Genomic DNA, 23019 nt, shown 5'->3' with positions numbered 1-23019 from the left:
GGAGGGGTCGGACCGGTGGATCGGTGAGGCCGGTGTCACTTGTCGGAGACGCCGACCATCTCCCCGTTGGGACGGACGGCGTACCAGGTGCCGCCGACACCCTGGCCGTTGGTGTCCCCGGGCTCCTTGTCGGCCGCGAAGGTGTAGATGGGCGAGCAGTTGACCGTCTGCTGCTTGACGCCGTCGGAACGGGTGAAGCTCATCAGGCCCTTCTTCTGCACGCCCTTGGTGTCGTTCGCCGACACGGGCGCCACGGCCGGCCACTTCTCCAGGCAGGCACCGGTGCAGTTGGAGACCGGCTCGGGCCAGGCCTTGTCCTTGGCGAAGCGGTAGACCGTCATGCCGTTCTTGTCGACGACGATCTCGCCCAGGTCCGGGTCGTTGCGCGTGGACAGTCCCGGCAGGCTCGCGACCGACGCCTTCTTGCCCGTGGGCGCCAGCGCGTACCACTTGCCGCCCACGCCCTGGCCGGTCAGGTCCCCGGCCTTGGTGTCCTTGGCGTAGCGATAGGCCGGCCAGCCGCCGATGGTGAGCTGCTTGCTGCCGTCGGCCCGGGTCACCTCGCCGAGCAGCGCCTTGTCGATACCGGCACCGGCCGAGGCGTCGTCCGCGGGCACCGGCGGCCAGGCCGTCGCGCAGTCGCCGTTGCAGTTGGACTTCGGCGGCTCGGCGGTGTCCTCGTCGAAGCGGTAGAGGCTGAGCCCGGTGGCGTCGGTCAGCACGTCCCCGAGCTCGGCGTTCGCGGACACCTGCAACTTGCCGGCCGAGGCCGACTGGGCACCCAGGTTCCCCTGGCCGATCGCGGGCGCACTCGCACTGGGGCTGGTGCCGGTCCCGACACCGGAGCCGACACCGCCGTAACCGCCCGCCGCCGCGGTGGCTCCGACGTTCTGGCTGCCCACCGACGAGGTGCCGCCTTCCTGACCGCACGCCGTCGTCAGCGCCAGCACCGCCGCGGCGCCTGCCACCAGTGAGGCGCTCCGCCAGGAGGTCTTCATCGTCAACTCCCCATAATTCAAAAGGGTGTTGCAGCGCCCTGCTGCGCCGCCGCACGACAAGGGGTACGCACCGGAGCAGGGGTTGTGTTCAATCGTCCCGGATATTTCTTTCGGGAGGCTGTGACCACACCCGCCTCATACCGCACAGACGTACGCCATATCGGACGGGCGAGCGCCCGGGAATCAAACATCGGGCGACCTTTTATCCCCCCTTCGGAGCAATCTCTTCGCGCCCGCACGTGAGATCACGCGGCAGGCCTCATGATCTCCGTCGTGCATCGACCCGAATCACCGCAATCCGCCACCGCCATACGCGCGTTGGCCCTGCTGACCTTGACGTGGGCGCTCATCGGTCCCACGGCCGGGACGGCCGAGGCGGATGCCTGCGCCTACGCCTCGGTCGGTCCCGGCGGCGCCGAGGTGGTGGCGGTCGCCGGAAGCCTCACGTGGCCCACCCTTCCGCCCTGCCCGAAACCGACCCCCACCCCCACGCCCACCCCGACCCCCACTCCCCCAGAGCCCCCTTGCACTCCGACGCCCTCCCCGGACCCCACCCCGAAGCCGCCGCCGGCCCCGAAGCCGCCGAAGCCCCGGCCCACCCCGACGCCGGAGCCGCCGCCTCCACCACCCCCGGCACCCGCCCCGGCTCCCCAGCCGGCACCCCCGAAGGCGCGGCCGACCCCGCCCCCCGTGCCCGCTCCGACCCCCACTCCCACCCCGAAGCCGACACGGACGCCGCCGCCCAAGCCGGCCCCCGGCCCCTCGGCACCCCCGGTGAGCTACCCGGTCTACCACCACGCGAAGGCGCCCGACCGGCGCCCGCACAGCACGACCTCACCCGTGATCTACGTCCTGCTCATCACCGCGCCCGCGGTGGTCGCCGTGGCCGCCCTGCGGCCCCGCTAGTGCCGATCCTGGAGGCATCCCTTGCCGGAATGGCTTGTTCTCATCCTCGCGATGCTGGCCGCGTGCGCGGTGGTGGTCGTCATCACGCTCATCCGCCACAAGGCGGCACCCGTGGACGAGGATCCCAGCGAGACCCCGGACGTCATCGAGTACATGACGATGTGGATCGGGGTGGTGTACGCCATCGTCCTGGGTCTGGCCATCGCGGGCGTGTGGGAGGCCCGCAGCGCGGCACAGGACCACGTGCAGTCGGAGGCCCAGGCGCTGCACGAGATCTCGGAACGGGTCCAGGTCTATCCGGCCGACGTCCGTGACCGAATTCGGGCCGATGTCAACGCCTATGTCGGACACGTCGTCACGACGGAGTGGAAGGAGATGGCCGACCACCGCCGTATGACCGAGGAGGGCACCGAGCTCCTCGACCGGCTCCGCACCGACGTCACCTCCTACGAGCCGAGGAGCGACTTCGAGGCCCAGGCCTACCAGCCGCTCGTCGACCAGGTGGCCGCCGTGGACCAGGCCCGCAACGCCCGCGCGGACTCGGTCGAGCCCACCATGCCCGGGGTGGTCTGGTTCGGCCTGCTGGGCGGCGGCATCGTCACCATCGGGATGGTCTTCGCGCTGCAGATCCGCCGCACGGCCCGCGAGCTGATCCTGGCCGGCCTGTTCTCCGCGCTGATCGCCTTCCTGCTCTTCCTGATCTGGGACTTCGACGCTCCCTACAGCCGTGGCATCACGGCGTCGGCGGAGCCGTTCCTCGCGCTGTTCCCGGGCGTCAAGGGCTGACCGACCCTCAGCGCGGGGTGCCGGAAGGAGGACCAGAAGGGGGACGTCCGGTGTCCGACACGCCGTCGGCGTCCCCTGTGCGGCCCACACGTATGCCCCATTCGGAGTCACAGCGATCGCGCGCACGGTCGCGCATTCCTAGCGTTTCGGTCATCGAGGTGCATTTCTCACCCAGGCGGAACAGGTCCGCAGTTGCTCCTCGGGGACCGGAGGATCCACCATGCGCGCGATACGCGTCGCCTCGGCCGCACTGCTGGGCTTGACCGCCCTGACCTTCGGCGCACCGGCCGCGGTGGCGAAGGGCGACACCGACGTCACACCCTTCGGTTTCAGCGTCGTGCCCTCGACCGTCGCCCCGGGCGGACAGGTGGCACTGGTGCTGGAACGGGACCACGGCGGCTGCAAGGGCACCGCGACCGTCACGTCGGGGCTGTTCGACACCGTCATCATCCCGCCGCGCAGGAACCTGTCCACGGTCGTGGTCGACTGGGACGCGAGGCCCGGCGCCGTCTACCGGGTGACGTTCACCTGTGACGGCGTGAGCGGCACCACCGGCCTGACCATCACCGGCGGCCACTCGGACGGGCCCACACCGACGCCACTCCACCCCGAGCGGGGTGTGCACGCGGGCGAGGGCGGCAGCCTGGCCGACTTCGACGCCAAGGAGCTCGGCATCGGCGCCCTGCTCATCGCCGGCTCGATCGGGGCGGCGTACCACTTCTCCCGTCGCCGCACCGGCGACGACGGCGCCTGACGGCTCTGCCGGGCGCCCGCGACACGCACCTCCGCCCCGGCTTCCTGTCGGAGTCCGGGGCGGAGGTCGTCTCCGAAGGGGCGGAGAGCGTCTGCGAAGGGGCGCAGACCTTCTGCGAAGCGGCCGGGGTCAGATGTGCCGCTCGGACCGCCTGCGCATCCAGAACACCCCGCCGCCGATGACGGCGAGAGCCACCAGACCGCCGCCGATGGCCATGTCGGTCGGGGTGGCGCCGCTGGAGCTGCTGCCGCCGAGACCGCCGCGGACGCCCCCGATGACGGTGAAGGCCGTGGGGTTGATCACGGTGCCGTTGCCGCAGACGACGCTGATGCTGTGCGATCCCGTGGCCGCGTTCCGGTTGACGGTGGCGCGCCCCGTCGCCAGGTTGTTGGCCCCGGTCGTCAGCCTGATCGTCCGGAACGCGTCCGAGCTCGCGGTGGCGTTGCCGGTGCAGTTGTTGACGGTGATGGTCAGTTGTCCACCCCGGGCGATGACGTTGGGAAGGGCGACGACATTGCTCGGGTTCAGGTTCATGCCGTCCCGCGCGACGGCCGCCGGGGCGGCGAGTCCGAGCACGGCGACCGCGGCGCCGGCGGCCGCCAGACCACGAGTAGTACGCATGTGAATCCTCCGCGGGAGACGCCCCGGGAACGGTCCCCGGTGGATCGGCGAGAAAACGCCTCCCAGAAAGACCCTCAGACGCCGTGCCCCGACTCGCATTTCGGGAATGGTCCGTCCTGGTGAGAGGACACGCCGAACGAAAAGCGCACAATCGGATATCTCCGCAGGTCACGGACCGTCAGAAAATTCCTGTTCACGGCAACTCGGATGGCGCACCGTCCGCGTTCGGTGGCCACCCGTTCGCCGTTGCCCCGTCGCCGGTTCCGTGCTCGGGACTTAGCGTTCTCGTATGCGCGAATGACGTGGCGACGGCCGTGTCGAGAGGGGAAGTCAATGTCTGCGTCCGAGCTGGCCGAGCTGGCCGAAGAGGAGGAGCAGCGGAAGAAGCGCGCTCCCTGGGGCGTGATAGCGCTTGTTCTGCTGACCGGCCTCGCGCTCATTCGGAACGGTTCGGGGGAGTTCGACGTGGGGCCGCCGCAGCCCGCGTCGGCGGCCGCGGCGGACAGCCGGGTGCACGGCACCGCCTTCGGCAGCGCCCCCGCTCCCCTGCCGTACGCCGTCCCCGACCGGGTCTCCATCCCGGCGATCCGGGTCGACGCGCCGATGGTCCCGGTCGGCCTGGACTCGGACGGCTGGGTCGGCGCGCCGCCGCCGGAGGACCCGAACCTGGCCGGCTGGTTCACCGGCGCGGTGTCCCCCGGCGAGAAGGGCACCGCCGTCGTCGTCGGCCATGTCGACAACAAACAGGGCCCCGCCGTGTTCTACGGACTCGGAGCCCTGAAGAAGGGAAATCGCGTCGAGGTCAGGCGCAAGGACGGAAAGACCGCGGTCTTCGATATCTACGGCATCGAGGTCTTCGAGAAGAACAATTTCCCCGGCGACCGTGTCTACGGTTCCAAGGGGGCGCCGGAATTGCGGGTCATCACCTGCGGGGGCGGTTTCTCGAAGCAGAGCGGCTACGCGGGCAATGTCGTCGCCTTCGCCCGCCTGGTCGAGGTCCGCTGAGCGTTCCCCGACCCGGCGGGCGCGTTCCGGTTATGCGTACTGCCGGCGCGGGACGGTGATGTGGTAGCCGGAATCGAGGAGCTGCGGGAGATAGGCGCGCAGCGCCCGGACACTCTGGGAGCGGTCGCCCCCGGCGTCGTGCGAGAGCACCACGACGCCGGGGGCCGCGCCGTGCTCCACGGCACCGACGATGCGTCGGGTGCCCGGGGTGGTCCAGTCGAGGGTGTCCACGGTCCAGGCGAGGGGATCCATGCCGAGTTCCGCGCCGAGCTGGAACGCGGCCCGGTTCCAGGCGCCGTAGGGGGCGCGGAACCACTCGGGGCGCTCGCCGTAGGCGTCCTCGATGACGTCGCTGGTGCGTTCCATCTCGGAGCGGATGCGGGAGCGGCTGAGCCGGGTGAGCAGCGGGTGGGACCAGGTGTGGTTGCCGACGACGTGTCCCTCGTCGGCCATCCTGGCCAGCAGGTCCTGGTTGTCGACCGCCATCTCCCCGCACACGAAGAACATCGCGCGGACGTCGTACTCGGCGAGCGTGTCCAGGATGTGCGGGGTGTAGCGGGGGTCGGGGCCGTCGTCGAAGGTCAGCACCATGGTCCGGCCGCGTCCGGACACCTTCAGCAACGGCTCGTGGCGCACGAGCGTCTTGCGGGGGGCGGCCTGCGGCGGGCCGTATCCGGTCAGGGGCTGGAGGCGGTAGGCCGAGGGCCGGACCGCGCGGTGGGCCGGCGGTCCGGCGGCGGGGAGCGCCGGCCGCACCGGCTCCTCGCCCGCGAGGGCCGCGAACACCCCGGCCGTGCCGGCGGCCCCGACGGCGGCGGCACCGGCCAGCAGGGCCCGGCGCCGCGTGAGCACCGCCGCCGCCTTCGACGACAGCCGTGTGAGCAACTGATCCTTCGTCATGACTCATCAGTCGCCCGGCGGAGCGCCGACGCACCTCAGCAACACCGGTGCGGCGGCACGAATACACCCGGCCGGCCCAGCGCGAGGCGTTCCTCGGGCATGGCGGTGCGTCAGCACGGCGCCGTACGGGGTCGGTCGGCTTCGGCCCCGGCCTCGTCCCCTCCGTCGAGGCCGGGGTGCCGAGGGCGGCGGCGGGCACAGGTGACCGCCCGCGCGCGGCCCGCCCTCCGGGTGCCCGTTTTCGGCGAAGCTTGCGCACCGGATGCCGACGGGGCCCCGTACGCCGTCCGGACCTGCGGCTTCCGATAGCCTCGGGGCCGTGACGGAACAGCACTCGCACCAGTTCGAGCGGGGCACGGACGGGCCCAAGGTCATCGTCGTCGGCGTGGACGGCTCCGACTCCTCGCTCCGCGCCGCCGCGTACGCCGGGGGTCTGGCCCGGCGGCAGCACGCCCTGCTCGCCGTGGTGTACGTCCAGCCGGTGATCGCCGCCGGCGCCGCGCTCGGCGCCGCGGTCGCCGAGACCACGGACGAGATCGCCGAGGACCTGGTCGCCCAGATCCGGCGCGCCACCGAGCAGAACAAGGGGATATTCGACGTGCGCTGGGAGTTCCACACCTTCCGCGGCGACCCCTACAGCGGGCTGACGAAGGCGGCGGACGAGCTCAAGGCCGACGCGGTCGTGGTCGGCGCCTCCGAGCAGGCCGGTCACCGGATCGTCGGTTCGGTCGCGGTACGGCTGGTCAAGGCGGGTCGCTGGCCGGTGACCGTGGTGCCGTAGCGGGCCGTCGGGGCGCACCGCCGACGCGTGTCTGCGTGGCCCCTTCCGTCCCCGCCGTGCCTGCGCCATCATGATCCGCCGTCAGCCGTTTGCCGAACGCGAAGAGGTGAGGCGCATGGCCCGGCTCCGGATGGGCGAGGGGATTCTCCGCCGCAAACCGATCGAGCGCATCGACGAGACGGAGGCCGGCGAGGGCACCGTCCTCGAACGGTCCCTGGGACTGTGGCAACTGACCGCGATCGGCGTGGGCGGCATCATCGGCGCGGGCATCTTCACGCTCGCCGGGACGGTGGCCAACGGTACGGCGGGCCCCGCGGTCCTCGTCTCCTTCCTGGTCGCCGGTGTCGCGAGCGCCGCGGCCGCGCTGTCGTACGCCGAGTTCGCCGGTCTCATCCCGAAGGCCGGGTCCGCCTACACCTACGGCTACGCGGTGCTCGGCGAGTTCGCGGGCTGGTTCATCGGCTGGGACCTGCTGCTGGAGTACACGGCGATCGTGGCGGTGGTCGCGATCGGCATCTCCGGCTACTTCAGCTTCCTGGTCGGGGAGATGGGCGCCGACCTGCCGAACTGGATGCTGGGCGCGCCCAGTACGGGTGACGGGCACCGGGTGGACCTGTTCGCCGCGGTGCTGTGCCTGCTGATCGCCTACCTGCTCAACCTCGGCATCCGCAACGCGGCCCGCTTCGAGATGGTCGTCGTGGTCCTCAAGGTGCTGGTCGTGCTGCTGGTGATCGGCGTCGGGGTGTTCCACATCGACACGGCGAACTACAACCCGTTCTTCCCGTACGGCGTCGGCGGGGCGTTCACGGGGGCGGCGACGGTGTTCTTCGCGGTCTTCGGGTACGACGCGATGTCGACGGCGGCGGAGGAGTCGAAGGACGCCCAACGGCACATGCCGAAGGCGATCCTCTACTCGCTCGCGATCTCGATGGTGCTGTACGTGGCGGCCTGTCTGGTGCTGACCGGCATGCAGGACTACAAGGACATCGACAAGGAGAGCGGGTTCTCCACGGCGTTCAAGTCGGTGGGCCTGGGCGGGCTCGCCGACGTGATCGCGGTGGGCGCGATCATCGGCATCCTCACGGTGATGTTCACGTTCATGCTCGGGGTGACCCGGGTGTGGTTCTCGATGTCCCGGGACGGGCTGCTGCCCCGGTGGTTCGCGAAGACGCACCCGACGCGGCACGTGCCCACCCGCGTGACATGGATCGTCGGCTTCGCGTCGGCCGCCATCGCCGGGTTCCTGCCGATCGGCGAGGCGGCCGAACTGACCAACATCGGGATCCTGCTGGCCTTCGTGGTGGTGTGCACGGCGGTGATCGTGCTGCGGTACCGGCAGCCGGACCTGCCGCGCACCTTCCGCACGCCGTGGATGCCGGTGGTGCCGGCCCTGGGTGTCGGCTTCTCGATCTGGCTGATCACGTATCTGCAGTGGCAGACCTGGGTGCGGTTCGCGGTGTGGTTCGCGATCGGCACCGTGATCTATTTCGGGTACTCCTACAAGCGCTCGGCGCTGGCGGAGCGTTAGAGCTCGCGGAGGAACCCGAGGAGGAGCTCGTTGAACTCCTCGGGCTTCTCCAGGTTCGGGAAGTGCGAGGTGCCCTCCACCAGGACCGAGCGGCCGTGCCGCGCGGTGCTCGCGTAGCGCTCGGCGTCGGCGAGGAGGTCCGGGGAGTCGAGCGTGCCGTTGACGGTGAGCACCGGGACGTCGATCTTCGGGACGCGGGCCCAGGTGTCGGTCATGGGCACATGCCAGTTCCGTTCGCCGGGGGTGTGCTTGGCGATGGTGTGCAGGGCCATCTCGCGCAGGTGGTCGAGGACGCGCGGGTCGGTGTCCCCGACCTCGCGGAAGGGGCCCGCGACGGACCGCAGGAACACTGTGAGCCAGCCCTCGATGTCGCCGGAGTGCAGGGTCCGGTGGGACTCGGCCACGATCTGCCGGGTCGTCTCGTGGGTGTACTGGAAGTCGCTGACCGAGGCGCCGCTCAGCACGAGCCCCCGGACCAGTTCCGGATACTCGATCGCCGTGTCGCCGGCGACGGCCCCGCCCATGGAGATGCCGACCAGGACCGCGGGGCCCGCGTCGAGGTGGCGCAGCAGGGCGGCGAGGTCGTCGGCCCAGCGGAAGGGCCGGGTGGCGTTGGCGGTCCAGCCGTGGCCGCGGATGTCCACAGCCAGGACCCGGTGCCCGGCGGCGAGGACCGGGATCTGGGCCTCGAAGAGGCGGTGGTCGATGTACCCGGCGTGCAGGAGGACGACGGGGTCCCCGGTTCCGGTGTCGCGATAGGCGATGTCCCCGTCGGTGGACGCGAAGAAGCTCAGTTCCGAAGCGACTGTCATGACAACCAAGGTGTCATCTTCGGGTGATTTTGACAACCAGGTTGTCATGATGGGAGGCGGTGCATGATGAGCGGGTGAACGACATCGACGAGCCGCTGTCCCCCGACGATCTCGGCCACCGGGTCAGTGAGGTGTTCGACCTGGTCGGCGCCCTCTACCGACGCGGGCTGCGCAAACTGGAGCAGGACGAGGCGGCCGGCGGGGTGTCCGTCGGTGTGCGGTCCGTCCTCGTCCTGCTGCACCGGTACGGGCCCATGACGGTTCCTCAGATGGCCCGGATCATGGCGCTGACCCGGCAGTTCGTGCAGCGCATGACCAATGACGCGATGGACCGGGGCTGGGCGCAGGCCACGCCCAACCCCGCCCACCAGCGCTCCTCGCTGATCCGCATCACGGACGAGGGCGTGGCCGTCATCACCGCGATCCTCGCGCGCGAGCACGCCCTCAACCAGCAGGTCGGCGGTGGGAAGCTGACCGACGCCGAACTGCGGGCGTGCGCACGCGTGCTGAAGGAGATGCTGCGCACCTTCGACCACGTGGACGTGGAGTGAGCCGAGGCCCCGGCCCTACTGCCCCATCGTGAGCCCGTCCTTCGCCGCCCCGCGGCTCAGCACCACCTCCCGGATCCGGTCGCGGACCCCCTGGACGTCGGCGCCCTGTCCGATCGCCTGGTTGAGGTTCACCACCCGGCCGGCGTCCACGTCGAACATCTGCGGCACGAACTCCGCCTTCGCGACCCGCCAGCGCCCACCCGGCCGGGCGGGCGGCGTGAACGTGAAGCGGCCGAGGGTGGACTGGTTGCCGCGGGGGTCCTGGACGCCCTCGTGGTTGAACATCTCGCCGGCGATCTGGTCGCCCATGCCGTAGACCACCCAGGTGCCGTTGACCTTCTCGTACGCCTGCGGGACATGGGCGTGGGTGCCGAGGATCAGGTCGACGTCGGGGCGCCCGCCGGTGCGGGCTGCGGTCAGGTCGCGGGCGAGGGCCACCTGCTGCTCGTCGGGCGCGTCCTGCCATTCGGTGCCCCAGTGCAGCGATACGACGACCACGTCGGCGCCGGCCTTCCGGGCGGCCCGCGCGTCCGCGAGGATCTTGTTCTCGTCCATCAGGTTCACCGCCCAGGGCTGTCCCTGGGGCAGCGGGATGCCGTTGGTGTCGTAGGTGTAGGCGAGGTGGGCGATCCTCGCCGGGCCCGCGCGCAGGACGGTGACCGTGCGCGCCTCGGCCTCGGTGCGGGCCGATCCGGCGTGCCGTACGCCCGCCCGGTCCAGGGCGTCGAGTGTGCGGCGGATCCCCTCGCTGCCGTCGTCGAGGCTGTGGTTGGAGGCGGTGGAGCAGCCGTCGTACCCGGTGACGGCCAGGGCCTGGGCCACCTCCGGCGGGGACTTGAAGGTCGGATAGCCGGTGTAGTGGCCGTCGGCGCCGTAGACGGTCTCCATGTGACACAGCGCCAGGTCCGCGCGGGAGACGACGGATCGGATTCCGGCCAGCATCGGGCGGAAGTCGTAGCCGGTGCCGCCCGCGTCGAACCGGGCCCGATCGATGATCGAGCTGTGCGGCAGGACGTCACCGGAGGCGACGAGCGTGAACCCGCGTGGTGCGGCGGCGGCCGGGGCCGGATGCCCGGGTGTCTCGTGGTCGTGCGCCTGACAGGCAGCCCCTCCGGCGAGAAGGGCCGTGAGGGCCAGGGCAACCTGCCGTCTGCGTGCAATCATCAGCTCACCCCACTGAGGTCATATTTACTGACGAATAGGTATGAGCTTGTCCGCGTCCGCAAACGGCCCGGCCGCCTTGTTGACCCGTCCGGGGCGGACGGAGAGCGGGACGGACGCGAAAGGGGGACGCGGACGGGGACGCGGAAGGGACCGTTCACCGAACCGTTCGTCGACGCGATCGACCGTCCGCCGCAGATCCTTGTGCGTGGCCTGTCCCCCGGCCCCGCACTGAGGTGCCATACGGCCATGACGGCCGGAACCACCCTCACGACCGGGACGACCGCCGAGCACGAGCTCGCCGCACTGCAGCGGGAGCACGGCCGGCCCCTCTTCGCGCTCCTCCTCCGGCTCAGCGACGGCGACCGGCAACGCGCCGAGGACCTGGTGCAGGAGACCCTCGTGCGCGCCTGGCAGCACCCCGAGGCGCTGCGCGCCGACGACTTCGACTCCGTACGGCCCTGGCTGCTGACCGTGGGACGGCGGCTCGCGATCGACGCGCGGCGGGCCCGGCAGGCGCGTCCCGCCGAGGTCGGCGACGCGGTCCTGGAGAACGCCCGGGTGTGCGCCGACCATGCCGAGCGGGCCGCCGCCGCGCTCGACGTGCGCGAGGCTGTGAAGACACTCACTCCGGAGCACCGTGAAGTCCTGGTGCTGGTGTATTTCCAGGGGGCGAGTGTGGCGGAGGCCGCCGAAATCCTCGGGATTCCGCCCGGTACCGTGAAGTCCCGCGCGTACTACGCGCTGCGCGCCCTGCGCCGGGTGCTTCCGGGATACGCGGCCGACCTGCGGTGAAACCAATGGGAAAGTCAAACCTCCGTAAAGCGCCTTGCTGAAGACCCCTGTTGAGTAATCGGCTGTCCCCATCCGTGTTCCGGACTGGGGGCCCGGGGTCGGGCGACGCGCACGCACCGGAGGAAGGCAGGAAGGGATGCTGCACAGAGGGCACGAGAGCACGGACGGCACCGGCGGCGGCGAACTCGTCGTCCCCATGGCCTGGTTGTACGCCGAGTACATCGCCGACGAGCTGCTGCGTTCCGGCGATCTGATGCCGCCGACGTCCTTCGAGTTCCGGGCCGGGCGGGACGCGCTGGCGCTGACCGTCTTCCTCGCCGACACCGAGGGAGAGCTCTCCGGCATCCAGGTCGTCTCGCAGCTCGAGAACTGGCTCTCCCTGACGGCGTACGACCAGCCGTGGCAGGACTGGGTGTGCGAGCGGATGGCCGCGCTGACCGCCGAGGCGGTCGCCACCGGCGAGCCCGCCGCGGACCTCGAACTGGCGGCCGCGGCCTGGCGCTGGCTGGAGGAGACGGAACTGCTCGCACCCGATCTGAACGCCGTGCCGGGCGGCGGATCGGGGGTCGGTGAGGACGAGGGTCCGAAGGTGTGGACACCGGCCTGGCAGCTCGGGCTGCCGCTCGGTCACCTCGCCATCCACCTTTTCTAGATTCCCGCGATCCGGACCAATCCGCGGGGCCGAGCGCTCCGAATCCCTTGGTCACGATTCTGTGCATGCCTTGAGTGATTCGACGGGCTGGTGCGTACCGGTGGGAGCAAGGAGTAACCCCACCCACACTCAACGGCACGAGGTTTCCGCATGAGGTCCTTGGAGAGGCATCGCGACGTCGGCGCGTACGCGCTCGGCGTGCTGGACGAGGCGGAGGCCTTCCGCTTCGAGGACCACCTCATGGAGTGCCCCCGGTGCGCGGCACACGTGACCGAGTTCGGTCCGGTGACCCGTCAGATGATGCTGTACCGCCGGGCGACACCGCGGCCCGTGCATCCGATGGCCCAACCCGGCCCCCAGCTCCTCAACCGCCTCCTCACCGAGGTCGCGACCCGCAACCGGGCCCGTCGCAGGCGGCTGTTGTACGCGGTGGCCGCCTCGGTGGTCCTGGCCGTGGGCGGTTCCACCCTTGCCATGACGACGGACGCCGACGCGGCCCGGACCAGCAGCGTCGAGGCGACCGACACCCGCTCCGGGGTGTGGGCGCAGGTCACCACCGAGGACGAGGACTGGGGCACCCAGGTGGAGCTCAGGGTCAAGGACGAGTCCGGCCCCCGCGCCTGTCACCTCGTCGCGGTCGGCCACGACGGCACGGAGGAGACCGTCACGGGCTGGAACGCCACCGGGCACGACACCGGCGACAACACCATGATGGGCAGCTCCACCTTCCATGCCGACCAGATCGACCACTACGAGGTCCGGACGTCGGGCGGGGAGCACCTGGTGACGCTGGAGCCGAGCTGACGGCGTCCGGTCACTTGAGCAGTCGCGACAACCGCCGGTCCGCCAGGGGCTTGCCGCCCGTCTGGCAGGTGGGGCAGTACTGCAGGGAGGAATCGCTGAAGGAGACCTCCCGGATGGTGTCGCCGCAGACCGGGCAGGGTTCGCCGGTGCGGCCGTGGACCCGCAGGCCGGACTTCTTCTCCGACTTCAGGCGGCCCGCCGCCACCCCCCTCGAACGGTCCACCGCCTCGGTGAGGGTCGTGCGCAGCGCATGGTAGAGGGTCTCCGTCTCCTCGGGGGTCAGCGAGGCCGCCAGCTTGAACGGTGACATCTTGGCCGCGTGCAGGATCTCGTCGCTGTAGGCGTTGCCCACCCCGGCGAGGAGGGTCTGGTCGCGCAGGGCGCCCTTGAGCTGTCGGCGCTCGTTCTTGAGCAGGGCCGCGAGGCTCGCCCTGTCGAAGTCCTCGGCCAGCGGGTCCGGGCCCAGGCGGGCGATGCCGGGCACCTCCCGGGGGTCGGCCACCACGTACACCGCGAGGCGCTTCTGCGTCCCCGCCTCCGTGAGGTCGAAGCCCGCGCCGGTCTCCAACGCCACCCGCAGCGCGAGGGGGCCCTTGCCGGGGCGGGGCGGGCCGTCGGGCAGGCGGTCCTTCCAGTGCAGCCAGCCCGCGCGGGCCAGATGGGTGACGAGGTGCGGGCCGCCCTCCGACTCCAGGTCGAGGAACTTGCCGTGCCGGTGCACGGCGACCACCTCGCGGCCCTCCAGGGCGCTGAGCGGAGGGTCGTACGTCTTCAGGACGCTGATGGCCACCGGCAGCACGCGCACCATCTCGTGGCCGACCAGGTTCTCGGTGAGGAAGTCCTTGAGGGCTTCGACCTCGGGCAGTTCCGGCATACGTCCAGAGTGCCACCGGGGGCCGCCGTGGTCAGGTCAGGTGCGCTCCGGTACGACGAACTCGCACCACACGCACTTCCCGCCGCCCCGCGCCTCCACGCCCCACACGTCGCTCAGCAGGTCGACCAGGAGCAGGCCGCGGCCCGAGACGCCCGACTCGCCGGCCTCCCGGCGTCGGGGCAGGGCGCTGGAGGAGTCCTCGACCTCGACGCGCATCCGCCGGTCGGTGCCGGTCAGGACCCGCAGGGTGACGATCGCGGCGCCCTCGGTGTGCATGAGGGCGTTGGTGATGAGCTCGTCGGCGACCAGTTCGATCTCGTCGGAGCGCTCCCGCGCGCCCCAGGCGCCGACCGCGGCCCTGATCATGTGCCGGGCCCCGGTCAGGGCCTCGGGGTCGCCGGGTGCCACGTGCTGCTGGAGGCGGCCGCCGGACTGCTGGGTGTCGAGGCTGCGGCGGCGCAGCAGGAGCAGGGCCACGTCGTCGTCGCCGCCGCGTTCCTCGGCCACGTCGATGAGCCGGTCGGCGAGCTCCCACACGTCGGCGGGGCCCACGCCGACGAGGCTCGTGAGGGTCCGCATCCCGTCGTCGAGGTCGGCGCCGGGCTGTTCGACGAGCCCGTCGGTGCACAGCAGCAGGGTGCCCCCGGGGTCGAGTTCGAGGGTGGCGACGGGATAGTCGAGCTGCCCGAACTCGGCGGACAGCCCGAGCGGCAGCCCGCCCTCGACGGACACCCGGCGGCAGGTGCCGTCGGCGTGCCGGACCAGCGGGTCGATGTGGCCGGCGCGGACGGCCTGGACGACTCCGGTGACGAGGTCGGCCTCGGCGTACAGGCAGGTCGCGAAGCGGTCGGTGTCGAGTTCGTGGAGGAAGACGGAGGCCCGGGCCATCACGGTGGCCGGGGTGTGGCCCTCGGCGGCGTAGGCGCGCAGCACGATCCGCAACTGGCCCATGACGGCGGCGGCGTGGGTGTCGTGGCCCTGGACGTCGCCGATGACGGCGCCGACGCGGCCGCCGGGCAGCGGGATCAGGTCGTACCAGTCGCCGCCGATGTCCCGGGCCAGCGAGCCCTCGGCGCTGGCGGCCCGGTAGCGGACGGCGACGTCGGCGCCGGGGACGCTCGGGATGGTGCGCGGCAGCATGGCCTGCTGGAGGCCGGTGGCGAGGTCCTTCTCCTGCTCGTAGAGCATGGCCCGCTGGAGGCTCTGGGCGATGCTGCTGCCGAGGGCGATGAGGACGTTGCGGTCCTCGGTGGTGAAGCCGCGGCGGTCGCTGTAGAGCAGGCCCATGGCGCCGATCGGGCGGGCCTCGGCGATGAGCGGGAGGTAGGCGGCGGAGGTGATGCGGAGGCCGGTGATGTGCGGCCACAGGATCGGGTAGCGGTCCGCGAACTCCTCCGGCGACTCGATGAACCGGGGGGTGAGCGTGCGCACGGCCTCGCTCATCGGGTACGGCTCGTCGATCCGGGTGATGTCGGTGCCGGGCACGAAGCTGCCCGCGGGACCCTCGGCGATGAGCCGGATGCGGCCCGCCTCGACCAGGCCCATGACCAGGCTGGTGGCGCCGAGGTGGGTGAGCCCGTGGGTGTCCTTGAGGACGTCGATGACGTCCTGGACGGTCCGGGCGTGGGCGAGGGCGGCCGTGGTGAGCTGCACGACGTTGGTCTGCCGGCGCCGGGCCTCGTCCTGGGCGGCCTGCTCGCGGCGCGCCTCCAGCTCGCCCATCTCCTGGGTGGCGTCCCGGACGATCCCGACGATCCGGCGCGGCCGGCCCGTCTCGTCGCGGCGGATGTAGCCCTGGGTGTGGGTCCAGCGCAGGGTTCCGTCCCGGCAGCGCAGGCGGAAGTAGGTGCCGTAGTTCTCGCTGCCGTCCTTGATGGCCTGGGCGACCAGGGCGTCCAGCCGGTGGCCCTCGGCCCTCGGGACCCGGGAGGCGAGGCTCATCGGGTTGTCGTCGTACTCGTCGGGGCGCAGGTCGAAGACCTCGTGGGCCTGGGCGTCCATGTGGAACAGACCGGTGTCCAGGTCCCAGTCGAAGCTGCCCATGCGGTTGAGCGCCAGGATCGGATCCGGGTGGGCGGGCCAGTCGTCCGGGAGTGACAGGGCGCTCGCTCCCCGATGAACCATGGGGCCACCATGCCAGGATTTGCCCGATTCTTCGACCGGTGGCGGTGTGTGGGGCGGCAACGGCGGGATCACGCGAGTTCCCCCCGGCGCCGTCGGCGACCGTCAGGCACCGACGGTTCCGGCGGGGTCGTCGGCAGTGGTGCCGGTCGGGTCCGCGGGATCGTCGGGGATGAGCCCGCCGCCGTCGGGCAGGTCGGGCGTGTCCGGGACGGTCTCGGGGCCGATCTCGGTGTCGGGGGCCGCCGGGGCCGCCGGGGCGGTCGTACGGGTGTCGTCCGGGGGGACCACGGGGAGCGCGGGCGGCAGGGTGGGGGCCGCGCAGCTCTCGTCGTACGGCTGCCCGGGGACGCAGTCGGGCGCGGACGGCGTGGGTCCCGGGCGGTGGGTGGCGAGGGGTGCCTGCGGGGCGGCGCTGTCGCTCGGGAGGACCGTGGGTGGCAGGGGCTCCGGTTCCGCCGGGGGGATGACGTGGTCGCGCCGGCAGTCGTGGTCGATCCGGCGTTCGATCCAGGAGTGGTCGACGAGGTCGATGATCGTGAGGTCGGTGACGACCTGTGCGCTGGGGGTCACCTCGACGACCTGGTCGGGCCGGTATCCGGGCCACGGCCGCCCCCGCACGACCGTGCCGCCCCGCAGGGCCGCCGGCGGCGCCAGGGGGCTGCCGCCGGCGCAGCGGACGCGGGGGACGCCCCGGTCGTCGACGAGGACGGCGGTGCCCGCCTGGAGGACGGACTGGAAGCCGCTCGCCCGGCCGTCGCGGTAGCCGTGGTCGGTGACCCGGGTGTCGGCGCGCAGGACGACGGGCGCGAGTGCGCGCAGGTGGTCCGCGACCGCGGCCGGGGTGACTGCGGCGACCCGGGCGAACGCGCGCGTGCGCGGCCGGTCGGCGGTCAGGTCGTCGATCTGCTGTTCCACGTCGCAGCTAGCGACGCGCTCGGTGCCGCCGTACAGGCCGGGTGTGCCGCCGGAGACGGTCCGCGGGGCGGTCGCCGCCCGTGGGGGCGTCCGGGTGAGGGGAGGCGGCGCGGTCGCCGCGGAGGGGGTGAAGGGGTTCGGTCCCCGGGCCGCCGCCGGCTCCAGCAGGAGGGCGCCGGTCGCCTCGCCGGTGCGCTCGTCGCGGCCGCAGCCCGCGACGAGGAGGGCCGCCGCCAGCACACACGCCGTGGCCAGGGCCCTGGTGGGTGTCCGCACCGCGCTCTCCCGTCCGTCCCGTGCAGTTCGTCCCCATTGTCTGCTTCACTCACTTGGGTTACGCAAGCGGAAGGGAGGTACACGGAGAGTCACTCAGGGTCCGGCTGGACAATGGAGGCAGGAGAGCACGGCCGTGGACTGGTTCACCGCACCCGACTACTGGCTGAGCCGGCTGGTCTTCCAGCGGGCTCTGGCGGGGCTGTACTTCGTCGCGTTCCTGACGGCGGCCCTGCAGTTCCGGCCGCTGCTCGGGGAGCGCGGCATGCTGCCGGTCCCGCGTTTCGTGGCACGCGTGCCGTTCCGACGGGCGCCGAGCCTGTTCCAACTCCACTACTCGGACCGGTTCTTCGCGCTGTCCGCGTGGACGGGCTGCGCGGTGGCCGTCGCGCTGGCGGCGGGCCTCGACTCCCGGCTGCCGCTGTGGGGCGGGATGCTGCTGTGGCTGGTGCCGTGGCTGCTGTACCTGTCCGTCGTCAACGTGGGCCAGACCTGGTACGGCTTCGGCTGGGAGTCCCTGCTGCTGGAGGTCGGCTTCCTCGCGGTGTTCCTCGGCAACGACGAGGTGGCCCCGCCGGTGGTGGTGCTGTTCCTGCTGCGCTGGGTCCTGTTCCGGGTCGAGTTCGGCGCGGGACTGATCAAGATGCGCGGCGACGCCTGCTGGCGGAAGCTCACCTGCCTGGACCACCACCACGAGACCCAGCCGATGCCGGGTCCGCTGAGCTGGTTCTTCCACCATCTGCCGAAGCCGGTGCACCGGGTCGAGGTCGCCGCGAACCACCTCACCCAACTCGTTGTGCCCTTCCTGCTGTTCACCCCGCAGCCGATCGCCACGGCGGCCGCGTCCCTGATGATCGTGACCCAGCTCTGGCTGGTGCTCTCCGGCAACTTCGCCTGGCTGAACTGGATCACGATCGTGCTGGCGGTGCCTGCGCTGGAACTCCGCGGCAAGGCACCGGACCTGCCCGCCACCCCGCTCTGGTACGAGGTGACGGTCCTCGCCGTCGCCGCGCTCCTGCTGACCCTGAGCTACCACCCGGTCCGCAACATGATCTCCCGGAGCCAGATCATGAACCGCTCCTTCGACCCGCTCCACCTCGTCAACACCTACGGCGCGTTCGGCAGCGTCAGCCGGATCCGCTACGAGGTGGTGGTTGAGGGCACCGCGGACGACGTACCGCGCAGGGACTCGGAGTGGCGGGAGTACGAGTTCAGGGGCAAGCCGGGCGATCCTCGCCACTGGCCGCGCCAGTTCGCGCCCTACCATCTGCGCCTGGACTGGATGATGTGGTTCGCCGCGCTGTCCCCCGCCTACGCCGGGGCGTGGTTCGGCACCCTGGTCGAACGGCTCCTGGAGAACGACCCCGCCACGCTGAGGCTGCTGCGCCGCTCCCCCTTCCCGGCGGACCACCCGCCCCGGTACGTCCGCGCCCGCTTCTTCCGGTACCGGTACACGACGTGGCGGGAGCTGCGGGAGACGGGGGCGTGCTGGGAGCGGGCCTATGTGCGGGAGTTCCTGCCGCCCACCCGGCTGGCGCAGCCGGCCCGGCAGACCTGACACGCCCCGCGGGGTCAGAGGCCGTAGGTGCGGACTGCCGTGCCGCCGAAGACGTCGGCGCGCTCGGACGCGTCGAGGCCCGCGGTGAGCTCCCTGGTCACGGACACCGTCTCGGCGTAGGTCGCCCCCAGGGTGCACACCGGCCAGTCCGAGCCGAACATCACGCGGGCCGGGCCGAAGGCGTCCAGGACGGTGTCCGCGTACGGGCGGAGGTCGTCGGGGGTCCAGGTGGCGAGGTCGGCCTCCGTCACCATGCCGGAGAGCTTGCAGACGGTGTTGGGGAGGGCGGCCAGTGCGCGGACGTCGGCGGACCAGGGTGACAGGGCGCCGGAGGCGATCGGCGGCTTGCCCAAGTGGTCCAGGACGAAGGTGAGTTGCGGGAGCGCTTCGGCGGCCTTGACGCAGGCGGGCAGATGGTGCGGGAGGACGATCAGGTCGTACGCCAGGCCCGCCTCGGCCACCGCGGCGAGGCCCCGGCGTACGTCCGCCCGCAGCAGCCACTCGGGGTCCGGCTCGCCCTGGACCTGGTGGCGGACGCCCTTCAGGTGGGCGCCGCCCGGGAGGTCGCGGAGGCGGGCGAGTTCGCCGGCGACGTCCGGCCGGGTCAGGTCCGTCCAGCCGACCACTCCCGCGATCAGCTCGTGCTCCGCGGCCAGGGCCAGGAACTCCGGGGTCTCCTCGGGCACGGTGACCGTCTGGACGAGGACCGTTCGGTCGACCCCGGCAGCGGCGGCCTGCGGAACAAGGTCCGCCGTCGTGAAGTCCCGGCGCAGCGGACTGTCCGGGGCGATCCAGTCCTGGTCCCGCACCGACAGGTCCCACACGTGGTGGTGCGCGTCCACCACCGTCACGGCAGCTCCCACACGACGGGCAGACCCGCGCCGGCGCCCGCGCCCGAGTAGTCGTGCACCACGTCGAGGAGGTCGGCCATGCGGGCCTGCCAGGCGACGTTCACCGGGAGCTGCTCCAGTTCGGCGAGGAGACGGGCGTAGTCCTCGCACTCCAGGACGTGGAAGAGGTCGGTGCCGCTGCGCCAGACCGTCCAGGAGGTGGCCCCGGCGGCCCGGATCGCGTCGGTGAGCTGGACGGGGACCTCGCGGTGGGCGGCGTCGTACTCGGCGACGCGGTCGGCGCGGACCTTGGTGTGCAGGGCGACTCTCATGCGGGCTCCTCGGTGTCCCGCAGTTCCTGCCAGAAGGCGGCGGGTACCGCGGTGGCGAACTGGTCGGCGCTGTCATGGACCTCGGCCGCCGAGCGGGCCCCCACCAGGACGCTCGCGACAGCGGGGTGGGCCGCGCAGAAGGCGAGGGCGGCGGCGCGCAGGCTGATGCCGTGCCGTTCGGCCAGCGCCTTCAGCCGCAGGGCCCGCTCCAGCAACTCATCCGGTGCTTCGGCGTAGTTGTACGTCGCCCCGGGCCGCGGATCCGCCAGCAGGCCGGAGTTGAAGGCACCGCCGATCACGACGGACACGCCCCGTTCCTCGGCGGCGGGCAGCAGGTCCGTGAGGGCGCTCCGGTCGAGCAGGGTGTGGCGTCCGGCGCACAGCACCGCGTCCACGTCGGTGTCCCGGACGAAGCGGGTGAGCATCTCCGTCTGGTTCATCCCGGCGCCGATCGCGCCGACCACGCCCTCCGAGCGCAACTTCTCCAGCGCCGGATAGCCCTCGTGGAAGGCCTGTTCGGCGTGGTCGTCGGGGTCGTGGAGGTAGACGACGTCCACCCGGTCCAAGCCGAGCCGTTCGAGGCTCGCCTCCAGGGTGCGTCGTACGCCGTCCGCCGAGAAGTCCCACACGCGGCGGTGGCCGGCGGGGACGGCGAAGCCGTGGGCGAGGTCGTCGCCGTCGGCCCGGGTGGGCTCCAGGCGGCGGCCGACCTTCGTGGAGAGCGTGAACTCCGCGCGCGGGTAGGCCCGCAGGGCCTCCCCCAGCCTGCGTTCCGACAGGCCCAGTCCGTAGTGCGGGGCGGTGTCGAAGTAGCGGATGCCGCGTTCCCAGGCGGCCGTCACCGCCTCGTGGGCCTGCTCGTCGGTCACCTCGGTGTAGAGGTTGCCGATGACGGCGCCGCCGAAGGCCAGTTCGCTGACCGGGACACCGCTGCCGCCCAGGGTGTGCGTCCTCACCGGCCCACCGGCCTCAGACGCAGGCCCTGCATGCCGCCGTCGACGGCGAGGGAGGTGCCGGTGGTGGCGCCGGAGAGCGGGCTCGCCAGGTAGGCGATGGCGCCCGCGACCTCGTCGGCCGACACGAGCCGGCCGGTGGGCTGGCGGGCCTCCAGCGCGGCCCGTTCGGCGGCCGGGTCGGGGGCCTTGGCGAGGAGGCGGCCGATCCACGGGGTGTCCGCCGTACCGGGGTTGACGCAGTTGACGCGGATGCCCTCGCGGACGTGGTCGGCGGCCATGGCGAGGGTCAGGGAGTGGACCGCGCCCTTGGTCGCGCTGTACAGGGCCCGCTGCGGGAGGCCCGCGGTGGCCGCGATCGAGGAGGTGTTCACGATCGCCGCGTGGGAGGACTCGCGCAGGTGGGGCAGGGCGGCGCGGGCCACCCTGACCATGCCGACGACGTTGACGTCGAGGACGCGGTGCCACTCCTCGTCGTCGTTGTCGGCGACCGTGCCCTGGGCGCCGATGCCCGCGTTGTTGACCAGCACGTCGAGTCCGCCGAGGTCGGCGGCGGCCGCGGCGACGGCCGTCCGCACCGAGGCGTCGTCGGTGACGTCGGCCCGGTAGGCGAGCAGCGGCTTCGCCACGGACGAGGGGTCCAGGTCGAGGACGGCGACCCGGGCGCCGCGTGCGGCGAGGAGTTCCGCGGTGGCCCGGCCGATGCCGGAGGCGCCGCCGGTCACCAGGGCCCTCAGACCCTCGAAGTCGCTCATGCCGCCTGCCCCTTCTTCTGTGTGTCGTCGGCGAGGTCTTCTGCCCAGAAGGCGCCGCCCGGGAACGTGTACCGCGCGATGGACTCCGGGCGCATCGCGGCCGAGAAGCCCGGCGCGGTGGGTGCCGTGTAGTGGCCGTCCGTGATCACCACGGGATCGAGGAAGTGGTCGTGCAGATGGTCGACGTACTCGATGACCCGGTTCTCGGTCGTGCCGGTGAGGGCCACGTAGTCGAACATCGAGAGGTGCTGGACGAGTTCGCACAGGCCGACCCCGCCGGCGTGCGGGCAGACCGGTACGCCGAACTTGGCCGCGAGGAGCAGGATGGCGAGGTTCTCGTTGACTCCGCCGACACGGGCCGCGTCGATCTGGACCACGTCGAGGGCGCCCGCCTGGAGGAGTTGCTTGAAGACGACCCGGTTCTGGACGTGCTCGCCGGTGGCGACCTTCACCGGGGCGACCGCCTCGCGGATCGCCGCGTGGCCGAGGATGTCGTCGGGGCTGGTGGGCTCCTCGATCCAGTACGGGTCGAACTCGGCGAGCGCCTCCGTCCAGCGGATCGCCTCGTCGACGTCCCAGCGCTGGTTGGCGTCGATCGCCATGCGGATGCCGGGGCCGACGACCTGGCGGGCGACGCGGCAGCGCCGTATGTCGTCCTCCAGGTCCGCGCCGACCTTCAGCTTGATCTGCCGGAAGCCGTCGGCGACGGCCTCGGCGGCGAGCCGGGTGAGCTTCTCGTCGTCGTAGCCGAGCCAGCCGGCGGAGGTGGTGTAGGCGGGGTAGCCGGTGGCGAGGAGCTTCGAGGCGCGTTCGGTGGCGCCCTCCCGGCCCCGGCGCAGCAGGTCCAGGGCCTCCTGCGGCGTGAGGGCGTCGGTGAGGTAGCGGAAGTCGACCTGCCGGACCAGCCATTCGGGCTCGGCGTCGGCCAGGAGCTGCCACAGCGGCTTCCGGGCGCGTTTGGCGGCCAGGTCCCAGACGGCGTTGACGACCGCGCCGATCGCCATGTGCATCACGCCCTTCTCGGGGCCCAGCCAGCGCAGTTGGCTGTCGCCGATCAGGTCGCGGTTGAGCGTCCCCGGGTCCGCGCACAGTTCGTCCACGGACCGTCCCACCACGTGTCCGCGCAGCGCCTCGATCGCGGCGACCTGGACCTCGTTGCCCCGCCCGATGGTGAAGGTGAAGCCGTGCCCCTCGTGCCCGTCGGCCGCGTCCGTGCGCAGCACGACGTAGGCCGCCGAGTAGTCGGGGTCCGGGTTCATCGCGTCGGAGCCGTCGAGCTCGCGCGAGGTGGGGAAGCGGATGTCGTAGGTGTCTACCGCGCTGATGCGGGCGGGCGTCGAGGACACGGAAG

24 protein-coding genes are annotated in these 23019 nt (G+C 71.9%); 11 read left to right on the top strand and 13 right to left on the bottom strand.

Features of this window, described 5'->3' with window-relative positions; genetic code table 11:
- Window positions 1-35: 35 nt before the first annotated feature.
- Window positions 36-998, bottom strand: a complete 963-nt coding sequence (locus ACZ66S_RS11895) for an SCO0930 family lipoprotein (protein ID WP_469901353.1) — start codon at window positions 996-998, stop codon at window positions 36-38.
- Between the two features lie 690 nt (window positions 999-1688).
- Between ACZ66S_RS11895 and ACZ66S_RS11890 the strand changes: the two genes are divergently transcribed.
- From ACZ66S_RS11890 to ACZ66S_RS11880, 3 genes are all read left to right on the top strand, one after another.
- Window positions 1689-1904: a hypothetical protein gene (locus ACZ66S_RS11890; RefSeq protein ID WP_469901352.1), complete on the top strand. Its 216-nt coding sequence runs from the start codon at window positions 1689-1691 to the stop codon at window positions 1902-1904.
- Window positions 1905-1925: 21 nt separating this feature from the next.
- On the top strand, window positions 1926-2690 hold the full coding sequence (locus tag ACZ66S_RS11885; protein WP_469901351.1) for a bestrophin-like domain: 765 nt from the start codon (window positions 1926-1928) through the stop codon (window positions 2688-2690).
- A 220-nt stretch (window positions 2691-2910) separates the two neighbouring features.
- Window positions 2911-3444 (top strand): hypothetical protein, encoded by a 534-nt coding sequence (locus ACZ66S_RS11880; protein ID WP_469901350.1) that lies wholly within the window; start codon window positions 2911-2913, stop codon window positions 3442-3444.
- A gap of 129 nt (window positions 3445-3573) precedes the next feature.
- Here ACZ66S_RS11880 and ACZ66S_RS11875 read toward each other — a convergent pair whose 3' ends face one another.
- Window positions 3574-4065 carry a hypothetical protein gene (locus ACZ66S_RS11875; RefSeq protein ID WP_469901349.1) on the bottom strand — a complete coding sequence of 164 codons (492 nt, stop codon included), beginning with the start codon at window positions 4063-4065 and terminating at the stop codon, window positions 3574-3576.
- Between the two features lie 333 nt (window positions 4066-4398).
- Here ACZ66S_RS11875 and ACZ66S_RS11870 point away from each other — a divergent pair, with 333 nt between their 5' ends.
- Window positions 4399-5070, top strand: a complete 672-nt coding sequence (locus ACZ66S_RS11870) for a class F sortase (RefSeq protein WP_469901348.1) — start codon at window positions 4399-4401, stop codon at window positions 5068-5070.
- Window positions 5071-5100: 30 nt separating this feature from the next.
- Here the strand turns inward: ACZ66S_RS11870 and ACZ66S_RS11865 are convergent, their stop codons facing one another.
- Window positions 5101-5970 carry a polysaccharide deacetylase family protein gene (locus ACZ66S_RS11865; RefSeq protein WP_469901347.1) on the bottom strand — a complete coding sequence of 290 codons (870 nt, stop codon included), beginning with the start codon at window positions 5968-5970 and terminating at the stop codon, window positions 5101-5103.
- A 319-nt stretch (window positions 5971-6289) separates the two neighbouring features.
- Between ACZ66S_RS11865 and ACZ66S_RS11860 the strand changes: the two genes are divergently transcribed.
- A complete protein-coding gene (locus ACZ66S_RS11860) occupies window positions 6290-6751 on the top strand; it encodes a universal stress protein (RefSeq protein ID WP_469901346.1) in 462 nt (153 codons plus the stop codon).
- A 115-nt stretch (window positions 6752-6866) separates the two neighbouring features.
- Window positions 6867-8279, top strand: coding sequence for an amino acid permease (locus tag ACZ66S_RS11855; RefSeq protein ID WP_469901345.1), 1413 nt, complete (start codon window positions 6867-6869; stop codon window positions 8277-8279).
- Here ACZ66S_RS11855 and ACZ66S_RS11850 read toward each other — a convergent pair.
- Window positions 8276-9091 (bottom strand): alpha/beta fold hydrolase, encoded by an 816-nt coding sequence (locus ACZ66S_RS11850; RefSeq protein WP_469901344.1) that lies wholly within the window; start codon window positions 9089-9091, stop codon window positions 8276-8278. The two genes, ACZ66S_RS11855 and ACZ66S_RS11850, sit on opposite strands and share 4 nt — an antisense overlap.
- 74 nt (window positions 9092-9165) lie before the next feature.
- Here ACZ66S_RS11850 and ACZ66S_RS11845 point away from each other — a divergent pair, with 74 nt between their 5' ends.
- Entirely contained in the window at window positions 9166-9642 is a 477-nt protein-coding gene (locus tag ACZ66S_RS11845) for a MarR family winged helix-turn-helix transcriptional regulator (RefSeq protein ID WP_469901343.1), read from the top strand.
- Between the two features lie 15 nt (window positions 9643-9657).
- Here ACZ66S_RS11845 and ACZ66S_RS11840 read toward each other — a convergent pair whose 3' ends face one another.
- Entirely contained in the window at window positions 9658-10806 is a 1149-nt protein-coding gene (locus ACZ66S_RS11840) for a CapA family protein (protein ID WP_469901342.1), read from the bottom strand.
- A 246-nt stretch (window positions 10807-11052) separates the two neighbouring features.
- On the opposite strand from ACZ66S_RS11840, the gene ACZ66S_RS11835 reads away from it, so the two are divergent.
- From ACZ66S_RS11835 to ACZ66S_RS11825, 3 genes are all read left to right on the top strand, one after another.
- Window positions 11053-11598 carry a sigma-70 family RNA polymerase sigma factor gene (locus ACZ66S_RS11835; protein WP_469901341.1) on the top strand — a complete coding sequence of 182 codons (546 nt, stop codon included), beginning with the start codon at window positions 11053-11055 and terminating at the stop codon, window positions 11596-11598.
- 136 nt (window positions 11599-11734) lie between these two features.
- Window positions 11735-12250 (top strand): hypothetical protein, encoded by a 516-nt coding sequence (locus ACZ66S_RS11830; protein WP_469901340.1) that lies wholly within the window; start codon window positions 11735-11737, stop codon window positions 12248-12250.
- Between the two features lie 150 nt (window positions 12251-12400).
- Complete coding sequence (locus tag ACZ66S_RS11825) at window positions 12401-13054, top strand: zf-HC2 domain-containing protein (RefSeq protein WP_469901339.1); 654 nt, start codon at window positions 12401-12403, stop codon at window positions 13052-13054.
- Window positions 13055-13064: 10 nt separating this feature from the next.
- Here ACZ66S_RS11825 and ACZ66S_RS11820 read toward each other — a convergent pair whose 3' ends face one another.
- From ACZ66S_RS11820 to ACZ66S_RS11810, 3 genes are all read right to left on the bottom strand, one after another.
- Window positions 13065-13928, bottom strand: coding sequence for an Fpg/Nei family DNA glycosylase (locus ACZ66S_RS11820; protein WP_469901338.1), 864 nt, complete (start codon window positions 13926-13928; stop codon window positions 13065-13067).
- Window positions 13929-13964: 36 nt separating this feature from the next.
- The gene (locus ACZ66S_RS11815) at window positions 13965-16052 is read right to left on the bottom strand and encodes a SpoIIE family protein phosphatase (RefSeq protein ID WP_469901337.1); all 2088 of its coding nucleotides are present in this window, start codon (window positions 16050-16052) and stop codon (window positions 13965-13967) included.
- A 102-nt stretch (window positions 16053-16154) separates the two neighbouring features.
- Complete coding sequence (locus ACZ66S_RS11810) at window positions 16155-17243, bottom strand: DUF6777 domain-containing protein (protein WP_469901336.1); 1089 nt, start codon at window positions 17241-17243, stop codon at window positions 16155-16157.
- Between the two features lie 133 nt (window positions 17244-17376).
- Between ACZ66S_RS11810 and ACZ66S_RS11805 the strand changes: the two genes are divergently transcribed.
- Window positions 17377-18798, top strand: a complete 1422-nt coding sequence (locus ACZ66S_RS11805; protein WP_469901335.1) for a lipase maturation factor family protein — start codon at window positions 17377-17379, stop codon at window positions 18796-18798.
- Window positions 18799-18812: 14 nt separating this feature from the next.
- Here the strand turns inward: ACZ66S_RS11805 and ACZ66S_RS11800 are convergent, their stop codons facing one another.
- Genes ACZ66S_RS11800 through ACZ66S_RS11780 form a run of 5 tightly spaced genes read right to left on the bottom strand, consistent with a single transcriptional unit; the run spans window position 18813 to window position 23014 of the window.
- Window positions 18813-19649 carry an amidohydrolase family protein gene (locus ACZ66S_RS11800; RefSeq protein WP_469901334.1) on the bottom strand — a complete coding sequence of 279 codons (837 nt, stop codon included), beginning with the start codon at window positions 19647-19649 and terminating at the stop codon, window positions 18813-18815.
- Window positions 19646-19960, bottom strand: a complete 315-nt coding sequence (locus ACZ66S_RS11795; protein WP_469901333.1) for an L-rhamnose mutarotase — start codon at window positions 19958-19960, stop codon at window positions 19646-19648. The genes ACZ66S_RS11800 and ACZ66S_RS11795 overlap by 4 nt, the downstream gene beginning before the upstream one ends.
- Window positions 19957-20916, bottom strand: coding sequence for an aldo/keto reductase (locus tag ACZ66S_RS11790; RefSeq protein ID WP_469901332.1), 960 nt, complete (start codon window positions 20914-20916; stop codon window positions 19957-19959). The genes ACZ66S_RS11795 and ACZ66S_RS11790 overlap by 4 nt, the downstream gene beginning before the upstream one ends.
- Window positions 20913-21668 (bottom strand): SDR family NAD(P)-dependent oxidoreductase, encoded by a 756-nt coding sequence (locus ACZ66S_RS11785; protein WP_469901331.1) that lies wholly within the window; start codon window positions 21666-21668, stop codon window positions 20913-20915. Before ACZ66S_RS11785 ends, ACZ66S_RS11790 begins: the two co-directional genes overlap by 4 nt.
- Window positions 21665-23014 carry an L-fuconate dehydratase gene (locus ACZ66S_RS11780; protein ID WP_469901330.1) on the bottom strand — a complete coding sequence of 450 codons (1350 nt, stop codon included), beginning with the start codon at window positions 23012-23014 and terminating at the stop codon, window positions 21665-21667. The genes ACZ66S_RS11785 and ACZ66S_RS11780 overlap by 4 nt, the downstream gene beginning before the upstream one ends.
- Window positions 23015-23019 lie beyond the last annotated feature (5 nt).

This window comes from Streptomyces sp. NPDC107471 (genome assembly GCF_055582845.1).
Note: the sequence above shows the minus strand (reverse complement) of the source record. Positions and strands in the feature narration are given on the sequence as shown.